The sequence below is a fragment of the Longimicrobiales bacterium genome (genome assembly GCA_029245345.1).
Taxonomy (GTDB): Bacteria; Gemmatimonadota; Gemmatimonadetes; order Longimicrobiales; family Gaopeijiaceae; genus CALFPJ01.
In genome coordinates, this window is the sequence record JAQWPM010000012.1 from 163,592 (window position 1) to 180,187 (window position 16,596).

The following is a 16,596-nucleotide window of genomic DNA, read 5'->3' on the forward strand; positions in this document are numbered from 1 at the left end:
TCTTGCTGCCCACGAGGTCACAGGTTCGGATTCAAAGCACAAACGCCGTCAGACCCTAGCGGGATCTGACGGCGCTCATGATCACAGTGCGCCCGGCAGGATTCGACCCTGCGACCTCGTGCTCCGGAGGCACGCGCTCTATCCAACTGAGCTACGGGCGCTTTGTGGAGGATCAATCTCGCCAAACGGGGGTCCGGGTCAAGCGAGGGGCAAGGAGTCGGCGCCCGCCGCTTTCGCGACGGGCGCCGTCAGTTGAACGCGCGGAATAAGCCGAGTTCTGTCCCCTTACGGGGGAGGATCATTCATCTAGGACTGCTGTTACCAACAGCCTCGTGCAGCCTACCCGGAACTCAAATGGAGCGGGCCACTCCTCGTTCCCTATTTGGCCTTGCTGCGGGTGGGGTTTACCAGCGACTCACTGTTACCAGGAGCCCGGTGCGCTCTTACCGCACCGTTTCACCCTTGCCTGTGCCGCCTAAGCGGCCATCGGCGGTCTGTTCTCTGTTGCACTTTCCGTCGCCTTTCGACGCCCGGGCGTTACCCGGCACCCTTGCCCTGAGCAGCTCGGACTTTCCTCCAGCAGCCTAAGCTACCGGCGATCCTCACTCGCACGCTCATCCCCATGGTAACGTCCTGGCTCACTTGCATCTACAGGCGGCCGGTCAGGCCTCGCCTTGCCTCTCCCCCACCCATATCCTCTGAGCCATGACTTCTCCCGCATACGACCTCGACTCGGTCAGGGCGCAGATCCCGATCCTGGGATCGTTGATCCCCATGAACAATTGCTCACAAGCGCCGCAATGCAGCGTGACGCGAGCTGCAGCTGACGCCTATTTGGCCTCATGGAACGAGGCTGGAATGGACTGGGACAGCTGGATGGCCGAGACGGATGCGGCCCGAGCTGAATTCGCGGCCCTTATCAATGCGGACCCGAATGACGTCTCGGTGGCCACCTCGGTGTCTCAAGCAACAGCGAGCGTCGCCACCGGACTCGACTACACGGGGACGCGGCACCGCGTTGTAGCAAGCGGCGGCGAATTCCCCACGGTAGGCCACGTGTGGCTCGCCCAGGAACGCATGGGAGCCGAAGTGGACTGGGTCCCCGTACGTGACGGCTGCATCGAACTCGAGGACTACGAGGCCGCGATCGACGAACAGACCGCGATCGTGTCGGCATGCCAGGGTTATTACCAAACCGGCTTCAAGCAGGACATCGGGGCGATCGCGGAACTCGCTCATGCCAAGGGTGCCCTGCTCTACGTAGACGCCTACCAGACTTTGGGTACGGAGTCTTTCGATGCCCCAAAGTGCGGAGCCGATTTCGTGGCATCGGGGAACCTCAAGTTCCTGATGGGCATCCCAGGCATCGCCTTCGTGTGGGTACGGCCTGGCCTAGCGGATCAGCTCAAACCCACCATCACCGGCTGGTTCGGAAGGGCGAATCCATACTCCTTCGAAGCCGACCGGCTCGACTGGGGAGAAGGCGCGAGACGGCTGGATACGGGCACACCACCCATCATGGAAGCGTATGTCGCCAGGGCCGGGATGGCATGGCTGCGAGAGATCGGGATGGATCATATCGGCGCATGGAACCGGGCCCTTGGCCGGAGAGCGGCCGAGGGGGCGGCAGAGCGCGGCCTGGAGGTCCTGGGCTCAGCAGAGGCGGCCCGTAGGGCTCCGACGACAGCGATCGCGTGTGAAGACAGTCACACCGTCGAGGCCAAGATGCGCGCACGAGGGATCATCGCCTCGGCGCGAGGGCCCGCGATTCGCATCGCCCCACACTTCTACAACACGATGGACGACGTCGACCAGGCCCTGGATGCTTTAGCCGCAGTAATGGCGACATGATCGGCATGGCGAACCGCACGGCGGCGCCAGAATGACCCGCGAGAGGTTCGGGAGCCGACTCGGGGTCTTAGCCACGATGGTCGGTCTGGCGGTCGGCCTGGGAAACGTGTGGCGCTTCCCCTACATGGTCGGACAATTCGGCGGGGCAGCATTCATCGTGCTCTACCTGCTGATCGCAGCACTCGTGGCCGTTCCGGCTCTTATGGGCGAGTGGTCGTTGGGTCGTCACACGCGGCACGGGACCCTGGGGGCGTACCAGGCCATTGGAATGCCGGGCGGGCGGTACATCGGGTGGCTCCTCATGGGCATCACGTGGGCGGCCGTTGCCTACTACACCAATGCGATCGGGTGGGTGGTCTACCACGCCTTGGCCGAGATCACGGCCCCGTTCGGACGCCCCATCGATCCGTCTCGCATTCTTCCGCCTGAGCAGGGTTTTTCAGCCACGTCGATGGGCCTTCAAGTCGGCTTCACGGCTTTAGTGCTGCTCGCGGAAGCGAGGATCGTGCTCCGGGGGGTTCAGCGCGGAATCGAACGGGCGTCCAAGATCATCACGCCCATCCTCTTCGTGACGCTCCTGATTGTGATTGTACGGTCCGTCACGCTCCCAGGCGCCGATGAGGGGATTCGTTGGCTCCTCGCGTTCGAGCCCAGTCAGATCACACCTACCGTGGCGATCGCGGCACTAGGCCAGGTGGTGTTCTCCATAGGGCTCGGCGGCACGCTCATGCTCGTCTACGGGTCGTACCTCGGCGACGACGTTGACATCCGGGCCAACGCCATCTGGACCGTGATCGGTGACACGGGAGCGGGGCTACTCGCAGGACTCGCAATATTCCCGGCGGTATTCGCCTTCGGCCTCGAGCCGGGGTCGGGGCCAGGCCTCCTGTTCGCCACTCTTCCCCAAGTCTTCGAGCAACTCCCGGCAGGTTGGATCTTCGGAAGCCTTTTCTTCGGGGGACTGTCCGGTGCGGCGCTACTCTCGGGAATCGCCGCTTACGAGGTACTCGTCGCGGGCTTCTCAGATTCCCTCGGGTGGACGCGGAAGAAAGCGGTCTGGACGGTCTACGGAGTGTCGATGCTCCTAGCACTCCCTCCCATGATCAACCTTGAGATCTTCGTGCCCTGGGACCTCACGTTCGGCTCGGGAGGCCAGACCATGGGCGCCCTAATCGCAGTGGTGACGGTCGGTTGGGTCATGAGCCGCGCGACGCTTCTTGAGCAAGTCGCGGGAGCGAACCCTTCGAGCACGGATCGGGCCCTCATCCACTGGCTCCGGTGGGTCGTGCCGACAGCGGTCCTGGCCGCCTCCGGATGGTGGCTCGTCACTGACGTCCTAGGTCTGGTGCAACTGTAGCCACCTGGGTGGGATCGCAAGTAGGTTGGTGCGTTGCGAACCACCCTAAGGGAGTCATCCATGCGTCGTCGTGCTTTTCTCGCGCTTTTCGCGCTCTTTCTTGCGGCACCGACCGTCCTACAGGCCCAAGAAGAGACAGTCGTCGTCTACCTGGTTCGCCACGCGGAGCGCGCTGAGGACGGGAGCAACGACCCGCCGATCTCCGAAGCAGGTTGGGAGCGGTCTCGCCTCGTGGGAACGATGCTCGCAGATGCGGGGCTCACAAGAATCCACTCGACGGATTTCAAGCGAACGCGATCCACAGGACAGCCGACAGCGGAAGGGGCCGGTATCGAGATCGAGTCCTACGACTCGCGCGACTTACCTGGATTCGCAGCTCAACTCAAGACGATGCCCGGTCGGCATTTGGTCCTGGGGCACAGCAATACGACGCCGCAGCTCGTCGAGGCGCTTGGGGGTGACCCTGGGGGTGACATCGAAGAAATGGAATACGACCGTTTCTACATCGTGACGATCATTGGGGGCCAGGTGAGCACTGTCATGCTCCGATTCGGCGAGCTGTACGAAGGCTGACACGAATCGGGGGTAGCCTCAGCAGCCCCCGAACCGAGTACCGAACAGGACGGTGACCCCCAGGTCGGGGCTCGTCGACGTCCATCCTCGCGCAGCCATGATCCGGAGCCATTGCTGTCCCCCGACCTGCACGCCGACGCGAACCTCTCCCACATTCTCGTTTCCGCGGCGGTCGCGCTCCGACCGAGGGTCGTGCTGGCCTGTAAACTCGAGGAACGGATCGACGCTCCCCGCGTCATAGACTGCCGCACCCGAAAACAGGATCGGGTCGATCTGCTCGTGTTGGGGATCCCGCGTGCCGTTTATGCCCGCGCCACCCTCCGCGGAGAGGTCCCACGGCCCATCGCGTAGCCGGACTCCGACCGTGGTGAAGAAATCTGCCTGGTCACGACCCAGCCCTTCCTTGTTGTCGGTGGTCGGAAGACGAGACCCGAAACGAAACGCAAAGCTCACGCGGTCCTTCGGGTTCGTGAGCCAAATCAGCGTAGAGACGCGGATGTCACCCGAGTCCTTCCGTAACGTGCCGTCCGGGGCACGAGTCCCGGTGACTGGGTCGTCGTAGACGCCCTGACCGTCGAAGAGCCGGTACAACGTACCGCCGATTCGTACAGCCACCCGCTCGTAACTCCACGTAGCCTGGAAGACACCCAACTCGTAGAGCCGACCATGCGCACCCGCCAACGAAATGCGCTGGTCCACGTGGGCCGCCACACCCATGAGAAAAACCCCACCAGGTCGATCAAACGTCGACCACCCGATCGGGTCCAGTGGGCGGAGCTGGGCACACGCGTCACTATGCACCACGAGTCCAACGGCCAAGACGAGGCCGATGCGGAAAGTGCGAAACAGTTGGGAGCGGCGGAGTGCGGGCATCAGGCCTGCAATATGAACGGGGACACCGCTAGGAGTAAGGCCAGAATCGAATCAGGCGCCGATCATACGGAATCGACTGCTCACCGCCTGCCTGTAGATGCGCGCGCATGCCCGATCCGAGCTCCGCCGCCAACGACCCTGGAATCTCTTACACCGCAGCCCATTCGGTCAGCGCCATCTGCAGATCGATCGCGTCTTCGTTCCCAAGCGCGATCGACGCCTTTCCCTGGACCGTGACTGCGCACCCAAACTCCAGCCGCGTGGCTCTGTCGAACTCGCGTTGGGCCCCATCGGCGTCCCCTGACCAGAGCAGAATCCGGCCCAACTCCCTTTCGATGGCCGGTGACAGGCGATCTAGGTCGACGGTCTGAAGAGCATCGGCCATCGCGTCCGGGACGCCTGCCCATCTCGGCCAAGACGTTGGCACGCCAGTGGCGAGCCGGCCCCCGAGACAGCTCTAATTCTTGTCCTCGCTCATGTCGACGAACGGCCCTTCTTCTCGAGTCTTCGGAGCACTCGACACATCGCACTCTCCTCGGCACGGAATTCCGCTCCGGTCGTCTCACGAATCCAGCGTGATACGCCGTATCCGTGCAGCGGTGCGCGGCTAAGCGTCTTTGGAAGCCAACTTCTAGGGCATACCGCTGGTGGAGTGTATCTCGCCGTCCTTCGTGACTAGAAGACCCTCAACTCCAGCCATACCATCCAACAATGGCAACGCTTTTCCAGGCCCGAGAACCAAGGAGGCCGTCGAGAGTGCATCCGCCTCCATCGCACTCTCTGCCACTACCGAAACGCCCGCAGTCTCCTCTGGGGATACGCCGGTTCTTGGATCGATGATGTGGTGATGGCTCCGATCTTCGGTAAATGACTGCATAGAGTCGCCCGAGGTAGCCACGGATCGTCCAGCCAGGTCGACGACCCCAACGAGCCGAGCCGTACGAGGATGCTGCAACCCGATTCTCCAGGGGTCCTCTTTGGAGCGTTCACCACCTGACGCGATATCTCCTCCGGCGTCGACCAGGACCCGTTCGGCTCCGGCGCGAACTAGAGCCTGGACGGTTCGGTCCACGACGTACCCTTTGCCGATGCCGTCCAGAGTGACCCCCATGTCCGGTCGCATCAGTGCCACGCGCTCCTCCGAGACGACGACGTTCTGATGTCCTACGCGCTGGACCGTCCGGCGAAGGACATCCGGCTCGGGTGGGCGACCTGACACTGAGAAGCTGGAGGCGTGCACTTCGAGCAATGGCAGCACCGTCGGGTCGAACGCACCATCCGTCATGCGTGCGATGTGTAACGCCGATTCGAGTACGGTGACCAGATCATGAGACGGCGTCATCACCTCGCCCGCGCGGTTCAGTATCGACAGCGCCGAGTCCGTCCGATGTCGACTGAGAATCGACTCAAGGCGATCGATCTCGGCAAAGGCCCCACGGATCATCTCGTGCGCTCCATCTCGATCCGGGTGCACGACGTCGATCTCGACCAGCGTGCCGAGTCGGGCTTTTGACACACTCACCCGGTGGAGTCCAGCACGGCGGATGATTTCCATGGCCGTGTGCCCACCCGCGACAGCAGCGATGCCCACCGCCGCAGTGATCCTCAAAGCATCTCGGCGGCTGACCGACGGCGGATCAAACGACATCGCCAGCCTCCTGCGTAGACTCGGTCTGAATCTGAATGAGACGCTCGTTGACGTCGCTCATCTCGTGACGACACACGCCAGCCTTTTCGATCAGTTTGATCTCGCAGACATTGCAGCGAACACATTCCTTGAAGTCGACCGTGCTTTTTTCGATCGCCCCGGTCGGGCACTTCTGTTCGCACACGTTGCAGTGACCGCATTGCGGCACGCGTGCGATGCGCTTCAACGAGATGAGTGACCCGACGGCAAGGGCTGCACCCAACGGACAGGCGTACCGGCAGTAGAAGCGCGGGATCACTGCAGAGGCGGCCAGAATCAGACCGGCGATCAGCCACAGAATTCTAGACGGTGACCCGAAGAAGATCGTGGCAAATGGCTCGAAGTACTGGTAGAGACTGACTCGGCTTCCCGCGATGGCCGGAACCAGAATCACGGCCAAGATTCCATACTTCAGGTAGAGACCTGGGCGGTGAATTCGCTTCGGGACGGCAATCTGGAATCGCTTGGGGACAATCCGGTCCAGGAGGTCCTGAAGCGCCCCAAATGGGCATAGGTACCCGCAGAAGACACGTCCCCAGAACAGGGTCGTCAGGAGCGTGAACGACACGATGATCAGGAGCGGGATGTCGCTCAGGAAGACAGACGGGCCCCTCCAGATGGCTGCGGTGATGTGCGACACCGAGAGGAACCCACCGTCGACGAAGCCGAGGTAGACCAACGTCACGGTGAGCGAGGCTCCACGAAGCAGCATTCGCTTCGAAAAGAACGCGGCCATGGCGAGAAGGATCGTGATCACCATGCCGATGAGGCGCGGCCAAGAGATGTCTAACAAGGTCCGTTCGAGGACGGTCTCTTCTTGTACGACGGTGAAGTCGAGGACGGGAGCGGCGGGGACCGCTGGGACATCGTCAATCAACACAGGCGCTGCTACGGCCGGCACCACGTCTTCCACTGGCACCTCCGCAACCGTCACCGGTGGCACGTCCGGAGCGGCCTCATCCGCAGCAACCTCCGCCACGTCTTCCTGGGCCTCAGGGGCCTCCGCCGCCGCCTCCGCGGCTTCCACGAGCGTGGCCTCTTCCAGAGCGAGTTGCGCAGTGCCAGTCAGGAATTCGACCTCGACAGGCTCCTCGAATGCCTCGTGGTCATAGATGATCGTGAAAGGCTTCGACACATCCACCGAACCATCGATGATCATGGCGCCGCTGATGACAACCTGACCGTCGAGCAGGCCGGCCGCGGCAAGGCCGAAGGGCCTTACCTCTCCCTCACTCAGCTCGATCGTGTCCGCCCCCTGAACCACCGACCAACCCTCTCGTTCGAAGAGGCGCAGCCGAGCCCCATCGACGCCGTAGATCAGGAGATGATCGTCGTCACCCCTGGATGCGAGCGCTCTGCGCGCACTGTTCATGGCGGTCTCACCCACGAGATACTCGCCAAATGGCTCACTCTCGATGTGAACCAAATTGATCTCCGCCGCACCCATAGCGTCCTGAATCAGGAAGGTCTCGACCATGCCCAGCTGCCGCATTTCGAGCCAGCTCAGCTGCCCGTCGCCATCGTCTGGATTCGAGACGACCTCTGTGGAGAGGTGGGCGATGGCAACCCGGCGTGCGGCGTCGCGAACCCCGCGCGCGAGCGCCCGAACGCTGATGGTGGCCCGTGATATGCCTTCAACGTCCTGGTAAGGCTTGAAGGCGTCCCCGATGTGTTTTCCCGCGAAGTGCTCCTGGAAGCCACGCGCGCGCAAGAAGTCACCCATGCTGCTTTGGATCGACTCCCAATAATACGTGACCCGGACGCCGGTGATGTGACCTGTGAGGTCCATCCCCACGACCGCCTCGATCGGGCCGCTGTACCCGATCTGTTCGGGAGGAAGATCCGACGTATGGAACGCATACCCGATCAAGACTTCCTGGCCGGTAGCCGGATCGGTCCGAAACGCCTGCATGACAAGAGGCTCACCGGCGCGGTCCGAGAATCGCTCCGCCTGTGGCATCACCGCCTGCAGCAGAGTCGGATCGATATCGCGGAGACGTTGTGCCGAGCTATGACTGGGGCACAGAGCCAATGCGAGCAGGAGCACCGCGAAAACGGGCGAGAGGACACGATTCATGCGGCGGAGCATAGGTGCCACCCCCCGGCCCCGCAAACGGTGCGAGGGAAGAGAAAACGGAACGAGAAAAGGCGAAAATCACTGCGGGTGATGGAGTATCTTTGGGCGAAGAGCGCGCCGTTCGATGCGCTCCCACAGCCTCGTGCTTGGATGCCGCAACGGGACGCCGTAACGCGTTCGCGCTGCCTGACGGCTTGACCTACGTGACCCGGGGCATCTTGGCACAGTTCGAGTCGGAAGCCGAGTTGGTGGGCGTGCTCGGCCGATGAGATCGGACACGTCACAGCCCGTCACGGAGTGTCCCAGATCAGTCGGCGGAGATCTCGGACCTCATCGCGGCTGGCGGCCCGAGTACGGGCGGGACGGTGAACCGCGACACCTATTTAGATCGACTCAACGGAATGGTCTATGGCCCTTACCCACGAGAGGGTCTCTTTCTGGAAGAACGCTTCGTGCAGCCTGCACTCGCGTTCGACCTGTCATTCTCTCCCGGATGAGCCGCGTCGACCCCTACGATGTCCTGCCGGCGGACCGGCGGATCAAGCGGGTCTTCGAGTAAACCTCAGCGCTCGTCCGTCGCCGGACGGAACGCCTTCAAGACCTCGCGCGTCAAGTCCCAACGGTTGAATCCCTGCCGTCCGTAATCCAAGCCGCGGCGGACAATCACGAGGTCGTGCGTGGGCACAACGATGGTGAACTGACCCCGGTTTCCAGCGGTTGAATACGCGTTCGCCGGGACGTCCGTCCGGTCGTTGGGGACCAACCACCACTGCCCACCATACTGCTGCCCGCGATCTACTGTGGCAGGGGCCGGGGTCCGCGTGAAGTCGATCCAATCTTCGGAGATCAAACGCTCCCCATTCCACACGCCACCGTTCAGGTATAAGAGGCCAAAGCGCGCAAGGTCTCGTGCGTTCGTGTAGACCTGACTGCTGAGAATGAAGTCGCCGAAGCGGTCCGTGCTCAGGAGCGTGTTACGCATGCCGAGCTTGTCCAGCAACCGGCGACGCGGGAAAGTCAGATACTCTTCGTCGTCCCCAATCGCGAGCTTCATCGCGAGCACGCCGAGGAGCGTATCGTAGTTCTCGTAATCCCAGCTCGTGCCGGGCTCACGGATGGCCGCACGGGACAGGGCACCCTCCACCGAACTCATACCTGCCCAGTACGACAGCCCTGAACCGGTCGCGTACTCCATGCCCCCGTTGTCCACGGTCTCGAGACCGCTCGACATGTTGAGCAGGTGCCGAAGCGTGATCTGGTTCCTCGGATCTCCTTCAGGAGCTTGCTGCTGAGGGAGCCACTCCAGCCCAATGGGATCGTCCAAGGACATCTTCCCCTCGTCCACCAACATCCCCACCAGAGTCACTGCAATGCTCTTAGCCGTCGACCACGTGCGGGTGCGGGTCGTCATGTCTACGCCCGGCGCATACCGCTCGTGCACGATCTGTCCCTTATGCACGACCATGAGGCTGAGCGTTACCTGCTCGGGTGATTCCCGGTCGAAAGCCCAATCAGACGCGCCCATGAGGGCCTCCCAATCCACGCCTGTGGCGCTCGTCGCGCCCCCGATGAGGTCACCGTCCGGCCAAGCAATCTGCGAAGCGTCGCCGGCCATGGGCGGCATGGGATGGATCGGCAGACCGTCGATGTCTTCCCAAGTCTGGTCCGGGGGCATGATCACGCACCCAATCCCGTCCCTGAACGCAGCTCTCATGACGGGGACACCATCTTCAGTCCCGATGGCTACCGCTTTGCGATCCCAGTCCACCTCGAAGTCACCCGCCTCTGGCGTGCCAACATCCCGATTCACGTAGGCGAGTTCCTGGTCGAAGACCTGTTCGAGCGTCCGGTTCGACGTAAAGAGACCGTTGCACTGCAGGATCGCTTGGACCCCTCGCTGCACCATCTCACGTTGGGGTCCCCAGTAGTCGAAACCGCCCCTCTGGGCCGAAGCGTCAGACGGAGCGAGAAGGAGGACTGCGATGATCGCGAATAGGATTCGTTTCATTGTGCGGGCCGGTGCGCGGACTGGTCAGATGGAGTGCGCATGATACGCCGACCTCTTGAGACGCGCGACCATCTCTAGGACGGTTCATCCTGGGCCCGACGATTGAATAGCTTGGCCGGGATCCGTGTCCCCAATCAGCCGATCCACATCCTCTTCGGCTTCCAGACGAATGGTCTCGTGTGTGAGTCTCTCAAGCTCTTCGTCTCGGCCCTACACGGTTTCGAGCCATTCCGAGATGTCCTCGCGGGCGAGTTCTAGAATTCTGGCAGTCCGTCCCGAAACGCAGAGATCTCGCCTAGCACACCGAGGGCTCTCCTCACGCTCACCCACTCGCGGATCCTGATCAGCGTGAACGCCAAGCTGACCACAGACGCTTTGAGCGAACGCACCTTGTTGTCGAACAGGCCTTCGTACCCGGGGATGCCGTTCTCCCAGCGCTTGTTCAGCGCGGAACCCAACCGGGTGTGACGCGAGAGTTCCTTGTCGAGCTGAGACATCACCTTGTCGCTCAGACCTTCCTTCCTGAGCTGTAGTACCGTCGGCGCCCACCCGTCCTGCCACTGGGCGACCTCAATCTCCTTAGAGCCGTGCCAAACCCGGCTTCGCCTTTCGGGCGAGGAACGTCTTCCCCTTATACGAGTGCTGCCTTCTGAGCGTCGATCAGCGTGGGGTTGTGTCGTCCGGTGAGGTCGCCTTCGACCGCAGCGATCTTCGCCCGCTCGTCCCGGGCGCTATTGATTACCCCTCACGCCTCGCGCTCAGCCTCGCGTAGGTTCGGATGGCGTCCAGCGAGTCGTAGGTGCGTGAGCAGCCAGTAGTACTGTCTTACATTTATCCGATCCCACTGCTTGAACACTGAGACATCATGAAAGCCCGACTCTCTCTTTCCGGTCTGCTGACGATCGCGCTCGTCACTCCCTTGATGGGGCAGAGCCTCTCTGACGTCGAACGGCGTATCGCGTCTGAGGTAGACGCGGCTGCCGAAGAGGCCATCGCGTTGCTCGAACGAACCGTGAACCTCAACAGTGGCTCCATGAACTTCGACGGTGTGCGCGAAATCGGCGTGCTCTTCCGGGAGGAGTTCGACCGGTTAGGCTTCGAAACTGAGTGGATCGACGGCGCATCGTTTGAGCGAGCGGGACACTTGGTCGCGCGACGGGAGGGATCAGGTCCGAAGCTTCTTCTGATTGGACATTTGGACACGGTCTTCGAGCCGACCAGCCCGTTCCAGAGCTTCGTGCGCGATGGTGACCGCGCCACCGGACCGGGCGTGGTCGACATGAAAGGCGGCAACGTCGTGATCGTTCATGCGCTCAAAGCTCTTCAGGTCAGCGGACAGTTGGACCGGATGAGCATCACCATCGTGATGACCGGCGACGAAGAGCGCAGCGGCCGACCGCTCGACCTCGCCCGCGCAGACTTGATCGCCGCGGCCGAGTGGGCCGACATCGCGATTGCGTTCGAAAACGGCGACGGCAATCCTGCGACGGCGGTCGTGGCCCGCCGGGGATCGACCGGGTGGAGGCTCGAGGTTGGAGGCAACCCCGCGCATTCTTCTCAAATCTTCCAGCCCGAAGTGGGCGCCGGAGCGATCTACGAGGCGTCTCGGATCCTCACCGCCTTTTATGACCGACTCGCCGGGCAGCCGCTGCTCACATTCAACCCAGGCGTCATCCTAGGCGGGACCGATGTGGAATACGATGCGTTCACGTCAGGCGGCTCCGCCTTCGGGAAGAGCAACGTGGTCGCCGAAGGCGTGGTGGTGACGGGTGACCTCCGAACGATCACGCTCGACCAACTGGAAGAAGCACGCGCGACAATGCGGGTGGCCACGACGGAGAACCTGCCGAGCACCTCAGCGTCGATCACGTTCAGCGACGGCTACCCGCCACTCGCACCGACCGATGGCAACCACGCCCTGCTCGCGCGGTTCAGTCAGGTAAGTCAGGACCTGAGTATGGGCGAAGTAGCAGCAGTGGATCCCCGCAACGCGGGCGCGGCCGACGTCTCGTTCACAGCCGGCCTCGTCGACATGGCCTTGGACGGGCTAGGCCCGGGTGGCGGCAACGCGCACACAGTCGAAGAGTGGATCGATTTGCCGACGTTGGCGATCCAGACCAAACGGGCGGCCGTGCTGATGCATCGGCTCACGTTACGACCGGGTGCCTAAGTCCGTCAGCTGGAGGTAGCGGTCCGGGCGAGGCGGTGCAGCCCGAACGCCACGCCCAGGTGAATCGGAAGGAAGAACGCGATCAGCATCCACGTCGATTGCGGGGTGGACGGCATGACTTGGGCGACCAATCCGACCAACGCGATCCCGGCTACGACCTTGCTCAGCAAGGCAGCCCGGACACCCGCCTTCGTCCGGCCCATGGCGGCGAACGGCGCCAGGAACACGAGTCCAAGTGACACGGGGTTCAGGAGCAGTACGGTCTCGTTCCAGGTCATCGACCAGTGATCGGTCAGCAGCACCAGAACGAGCACGAGACCAAAAATCCCGGCCAGTAAGCTCCAGGCCGCGGCCATCGTCCCGAACAGTGCGCTCAGAGGCTTCGACCCCGACGCTGCCTTGGTACCGGACCAAGCCAAGAGGCCACCAAGGCCGACCCCGACCAACAAAAAGCGGAGGAACCACGAGTCGGCCCGAGCGGGCTCTGGGGTCCGCGTTGACGACACAACCACCTCTTCACTAAGGACCAGCGGAATCACGTTCCCGTCCGCATCCGTCGTCGTCGCATCTCGGATCGCATCTCGGAGCACCATAGGGAGGAACATCTCCTCCCACTGGAAGATCGGGACATCCCCCGGACTGCCGAGCAGAACGTCCATCCCCGTGAACACGATGGGATCGATCTGGGTGAGTCGACGCGTATGCGTGCGGTAGGTGAGGTCATTGTCCACAGTACCGATCTGTTCAAACAGTGAACCGCCCAACACTTCGTCGAGCAGGTCACGGATACGCGTCGAGCAGTTATCGCGGAAATAGTCGTAGAAGTACTCCCGGTTCTCGGGGAGCGAGTTGACGTTGGCGAGGTCGCGGAGGCTCAGTTTCTGAGCGGAAGTCATCGCGAGTTCTTGCATGATCACTTGGCGGTCCGTCTCCCGATACGAGTCGATCATCGGCTCGGTCTGGTACGGGGCCATCATGTACAGCATCTCGCCCTTGAGGAACCGCGGCACGAAGCCCGGTTGATTGAAGTCAAAGATGCCCCAGTTGTACGACGCGTCCCATCCGGTCTCCGTATCGAGCACACGAATCGCGTTGTGGCCGAAGCGTTCCCAGACGGCATCCCCTGGCGCGGCAGTGATCAGCCACACGCGGAGTTGGGACCCCGGCTCCCGCGGCTGCACGGTGCCCTCGGCTGGTGGTCCCTCTGGCGCCGCTTGAGCAACGGCTCCTGGTGCCCCCACGGAGAGCATGAAAAGACTCAAGAGCACCCTCTTCACGAATCCGCCCTGGCCGATGCATCGCATGGAATTACTTAGCTCCTTCAAATTCGAACACTGGCTCTGGCTGGCCCGGTCCCAGCGGTTCAATGGGCACCTCCCCCGAGGCATGTGTACGTCGTCATAGTCGGGGAAACACGAGGCTCCCTAACCTGGTTTCACATAGTGCTACGCATACAGTGCGATCATAGAACGGCGTAGCCGCGAGGCACAACCTGTCCTGCGGCTGCACTATTGATTGTCAGGTGAACGATCAGGGCTCACCACACGCCCCGACCTCTTTAGGTCAAAATCAGTTCTACAACCCTGGCACGTCGAACGGATCGTAGTGAGTTGCGAAGATCCGATCTCCGCCTGGCGCGATATCTCCAACTTCCTCAGGCAGAAGTAGATCATTATATCCGATTTGATCCGGCCCCCCACTCCGCCCAGCCTCCCCTGCGATTTCGGTGTCCATCCACACATGCCCCTGACCCATCCCACTATCCCTCGTGCAGCCAGGCAGCAGGCCCCATGTTTGCCCCCTTGGGCTCACCTAATTTGGCCAGGCAGCATATGAAAACGATGACGCTCCCCTACCTACGACGGCTGACATTATTCGGCATGGTCGTCCTCGGGCTTGCCGCGTGTGAACCGGCGTTCGTCGTCGAAGAGACCACGATCGCCGACATCCACACGGCCATGGAAGACGGACGCATTACCGCGGAGGCCTTGGTGCAGGCTTACCTCGATCGCATCGAGGCTTACGACAAGAACGGACCGTCGATCAACGCACTCATTACCGTCAACGACCAGGCGCTGGCGCGGGCACGTGAGTTGGACTCGATCTACGCCTCTTCCGGCTTCGTGGGATCTCTCCACGGGATCCCAGTCATCGTAAAGGACAACTACGACACGTACGATCTGCCGACCACGAACGGGATCCTGGCGCTCAAACACTCGGTACCGCCAGACGACGCATACCAGGTGCGAATGATCCGTGAGGCCGGGGCAATCATTTTGGCTAAGGCCAACCTGGCCGAATTCGCGACCAGCGGGGCCTACACAGTGAGTTCGGTCCTGCCGGGGCACTCGCGAAATCCGTACGACACTCGCCGTGTGACTGCTGGCTCAAGCGGAGGGACAGCGGCAGCCGTAGCCGCAAATCTCGGGACCGTCGGCCTCGGCACTGACACGGGCAGCTCCATCCGGGGTCCTGCGTCACATCAGGCGCTCGTGGGCTTTCGGCTGACTCAAGGCCTGGCCAGCCGCGACGGCATAGCGCCGCTGAACTCGGCCCGTGACGTGGGAGGGCCCATCGCGCGAACCGTCGAAGACGCCGTCACGGTTCTGCAAGTGATCGCAGGGCACGACCCAGCCGATTCGATCACCGCATTGAGCGAGGGGAACATCCCAGACTCCTACGACGCGTTCCTGGACAGCGCGGGGCTGTCAGGGACACGGATCGGCGTGCTCCGCGACTTCTTCGAGGTAGCCGACGCAGAGGAGACCGGCCCGGAGCCGACACCCTTCGAACGCGACACGACCGAAGCGGAGCAGGAGGAGCAAGACGACGATCCGCCAGAGCCCCGCACGGTGCACCCGGAGATTCTCGGGCTCATCGAACAAGCGCTCTTGGACATGGAAGCCGCGGGTGCCGTCATCGTCGACTCCGTGGAGATCCCACATCTGGACAGCCTACGTCGAGCGATTCCGGGAATCGGACGGTGGCGCCACGACTTCGACACGTATATGGCGACGCGGCCGGAGTCTCCCGTGAAGACCATGAGGGACGTGCTCGACTCGGGAGACTTCTACCCGCCCCTTCGAGCCAGCCTGGCTCGCGCCGTCGAGCAGGAGGGCGCACCCGAGGAGGACGAGGAATGGGCAGAATACTGGACGGCCACCGAAGCGCTCCAAGCCGCGGTCATCGCAGCAATGGACGAGGCCGATATCGATGTCCTCGTTTATCCGACCTACAACTATCCGCCTCGCCTGATCGGCGATCAGAACACGACGTACGGTGCCAACAGCGGGACGCTCTCGCCCCCGACCGGGTTCCCAGCGTTCAACGTTCCCATGGGCTTCTCATTCGGAACGCTTCCGGCTGGGCTGCAGCTGCTTGGGCGACCGTTCGGTGAACCTGCCCTGATCCGAATCAGTTACGCGTACGAGCAGGCGACGAGGCACCGACGTCCCCCACCATCGACTCCCCCTCTGACCGGCACACGGTAGTCCACGAAATCCGACAGACGTTATGAACAGACTCAGGCTCGCATTCCTCTTAGCGGTGACATTGGCTCCACTGTCTCCTCAGTCGACGGATGCACAATCACTCGAGGCCACAGCGTTCATGGAGAGCTGCTTGGTGCAGGACCGCGGTGGAGTGCGGTCCAAAGAGATCTGGCTGGCCCCAGCCGGAGGGATCATGCTCGGCATGGCCCGCGTCGTTCGTACAGGCCGACCTGCGTCGTGGGAATCAGGGCTCGTCCACATTGCAGACGGGACTCTCGTGCTTTCCGAGTCACCCTCTGGTCAGCCGACACCCGACTTCACTAGTGCAGAGGCGACGGCGCCGACTCTTCGATTTGAGAATCGCACACACAATGTTCCGCAAACCATCGAATATCGACCGGAAGGACCCGATGCGGGGCACGCCAGAGCGTTCAGGGCCTACCAAGATGTGGAACCCGCCTTCGTTGTTACTTTCGAACGCGCGGCCTGCCCCGGACTGAGTACCTGAC

Annotated in this window: 16 protein-coding genes, 1 tRNA gene and 1 other RNA gene; 8 read left to right on the forward strand and 10 right to left on the reverse strand. The window is 62.4% G+C overall.

Going from position 1 to position 16,596, the window contains the following annotated elements; translation table 11 throughout:
- Positions 1-87 precede the first annotated feature (87 nt).
- Positions 88-161: transfer RNA gene (locus P8L30_03750), tRNA-Arg, on the reverse strand.
- Between the two features lie 89 nt (positions 162-250).
- An RNA gene (gene rnpB, locus P8L30_03755) (RNase P RNA component class A) lies at positions 251-616 on the reverse strand.
- An 89-nt stretch (positions 617-705) separates the two neighbouring features.
- Between rnpB and P8L30_03760 the strand changes: the two genes are divergently transcribed.
- The 3 genes from P8L30_03760 to P8L30_03770 are packed head-to-tail and all read left to right on the forward strand — an operon-like array spanning position 706 to position 3,781.
- Entirely contained in the window at positions 706-1,851 is a 1,146-nt protein-coding gene (locus P8L30_03760; GenBank protein MDG2239292.1) for an aminotransferase class V-fold PLP-dependent enzyme, read from the forward strand.
- Positions 1,852-1,882: 31 nt separating this feature from the next.
- A complete protein-coding gene (locus P8L30_03765) occupies positions 1,883-3,208 on the forward strand; it encodes a sodium-dependent transporter (protein ID MDG2239293.1) in 1,326 nt (441 codons plus the stop codon).
- Between the two features lie 60 nt (positions 3,209-3,268).
- A complete protein-coding gene (locus P8L30_03770; GenBank protein MDG2239294.1) occupies positions 3,269-3,781 on the forward strand; it encodes a histidine phosphatase family protein in 513 nt (170 codons plus the stop codon).
- An 18-nt stretch (positions 3,782-3,799) separates the two neighbouring features.
- Here P8L30_03770 and P8L30_03775 read toward each other — a convergent pair whose 3' ends face one another.
- From P8L30_03775 to P8L30_03790, 4 genes are all read right to left on the reverse strand, one after another.
- The gene (locus P8L30_03775) at positions 3,800-4,654 is read right to left on the reverse strand and encodes a hypothetical protein (protein MDG2239295.1); all 855 of its coding nucleotides are present in this window, start codon (positions 4,652-4,654) and stop codon (positions 3,800-3,802) included.
- Between the two features lie 148 nt (positions 4,655-4,802).
- Positions 4,803-5,039, reverse strand: a complete 237-nt coding sequence (locus P8L30_03780; GenBank protein MDG2239296.1) for a hypothetical protein — start codon at positions 5,037-5,039, stop codon at positions 4,803-4,805.
- Positions 5,040-5,285: 246 nt separating this feature from the next.
- The gene (locus P8L30_03785; GenBank protein ID MDG2239297.1) at positions 5,286-6,302 is read right to left on the reverse strand and encodes an FAD:protein FMN transferase; all 1,017 of its coding nucleotides are present in this window, start codon (positions 6,300-6,302) and stop codon (positions 5,286-5,288) included.
- A complete protein-coding gene (locus P8L30_03790) occupies positions 6,292-8,418 on the reverse strand; it encodes a 4Fe-4S binding protein (protein MDG2239298.1) in 2,127 nt (708 codons plus the stop codon). The genes P8L30_03785 and P8L30_03790 overlap by 11 nt, the downstream gene beginning before the upstream one ends.
- 14 nt (positions 8,419-8,432) lie before the next feature.
- On the opposite strand from P8L30_03790, the gene P8L30_03795 reads away from it, so the two are divergent.
- Positions 8,433-8,687 (forward strand): M48 family metalloprotease, encoded by a 255-nt coding sequence (locus P8L30_03795; GenBank protein ID MDG2239299.1) that lies wholly within the window; start codon positions 8,433-8,435, stop codon positions 8,685-8,687.
- 293 nt (positions 8,688-8,980) lie between these two features.
- Here the strand turns inward: P8L30_03795 and P8L30_03800 are convergent, their stop codons facing one another.
- Positions 8,981-10,426 (reverse strand): serine hydrolase, encoded by a 1,446-nt coding sequence (locus tag P8L30_03800; protein ID MDG2239300.1) that lies wholly within the window; start codon positions 10,424-10,426, stop codon positions 8,981-8,983.
- 102 nt (positions 10,427-10,528) lie between these two features.
- On the opposite strand from P8L30_03800, the gene P8L30_03805 reads away from it, so the two are divergent.
- On the forward strand, positions 10,529-10,684 hold the full coding sequence (locus P8L30_03805; GenBank protein MDG2239301.1) for a hypothetical protein: 156 nt from the start codon (positions 10,529-10,531) through the stop codon (positions 10,682-10,684).
- Here the strand turns inward: P8L30_03805 and P8L30_03810 are convergent.
- The gene (locus P8L30_03810; GenBank protein MDG2239302.1) at positions 10,681-10,923 is read right to left on the reverse strand and encodes a hypothetical protein; all 243 of its coding nucleotides are present in this window, start codon (positions 10,921-10,923) and stop codon (positions 10,681-10,683) included. The two genes, P8L30_03805 and P8L30_03810, sit on opposite strands and share 4 nt — an antisense overlap.
- Before the next feature lie 368 nt (positions 10,924-11,291).
- Between P8L30_03810 and P8L30_03815 the strand changes: the two genes are divergently transcribed.
- On the forward strand, positions 11,292-12,596 hold the full coding sequence (locus P8L30_03815) for a M20/M25/M40 family metallo-hydrolase (protein MDG2239303.1): 1,305 nt from the start codon (positions 11,292-11,294) through the stop codon (positions 12,594-12,596).
- A 5-nt stretch (positions 12,597-12,601) separates the two neighbouring features.
- Here the strand turns inward: P8L30_03815 and P8L30_03820 are convergent, their stop codons facing one another.
- Both P8L30_03820 and P8L30_03825 read right to left on the reverse strand, forming a co-directional pair.
- A complete protein-coding gene (locus P8L30_03820) occupies positions 12,602-13,900 on the reverse strand; it encodes a DUF4105 domain-containing protein (protein ID MDG2239304.1) in 1,299 nt (432 codons plus the stop codon).
- Between the two features lie 271 nt (positions 13,901-14,171).
- The gene (locus P8L30_03825; GenBank protein ID MDG2239305.1) at positions 14,172-14,351 is read right to left on the reverse strand and encodes a hypothetical protein; all 180 of its coding nucleotides are present in this window, start codon (positions 14,349-14,351) and stop codon (positions 14,172-14,174) included.
- An 86-nt stretch (positions 14,352-14,437) separates the two neighbouring features.
- Here P8L30_03825 and P8L30_03830 point away from each other — a divergent pair, with 86 nt between their 5' ends.
- Positions 14,438-16,087 (forward strand): amidase family protein, encoded by a 1,650-nt coding sequence (locus tag P8L30_03830; protein MDG2239306.1) that lies wholly within the window; start codon positions 14,438-14,440, stop codon positions 16,085-16,087.
- A gap of 22 nt (positions 16,088-16,109) precedes the next feature.
- The gene (locus P8L30_03835) at positions 16,110-16,595 is read left to right on the forward strand and encodes a DUF6265 family protein (protein MDG2239307.1); all 486 of its coding nucleotides are present in this window, start codon (positions 16,110-16,112) and stop codon (positions 16,593-16,595) included.
- Position 16,596: the final 1 nt, after the last annotated feature.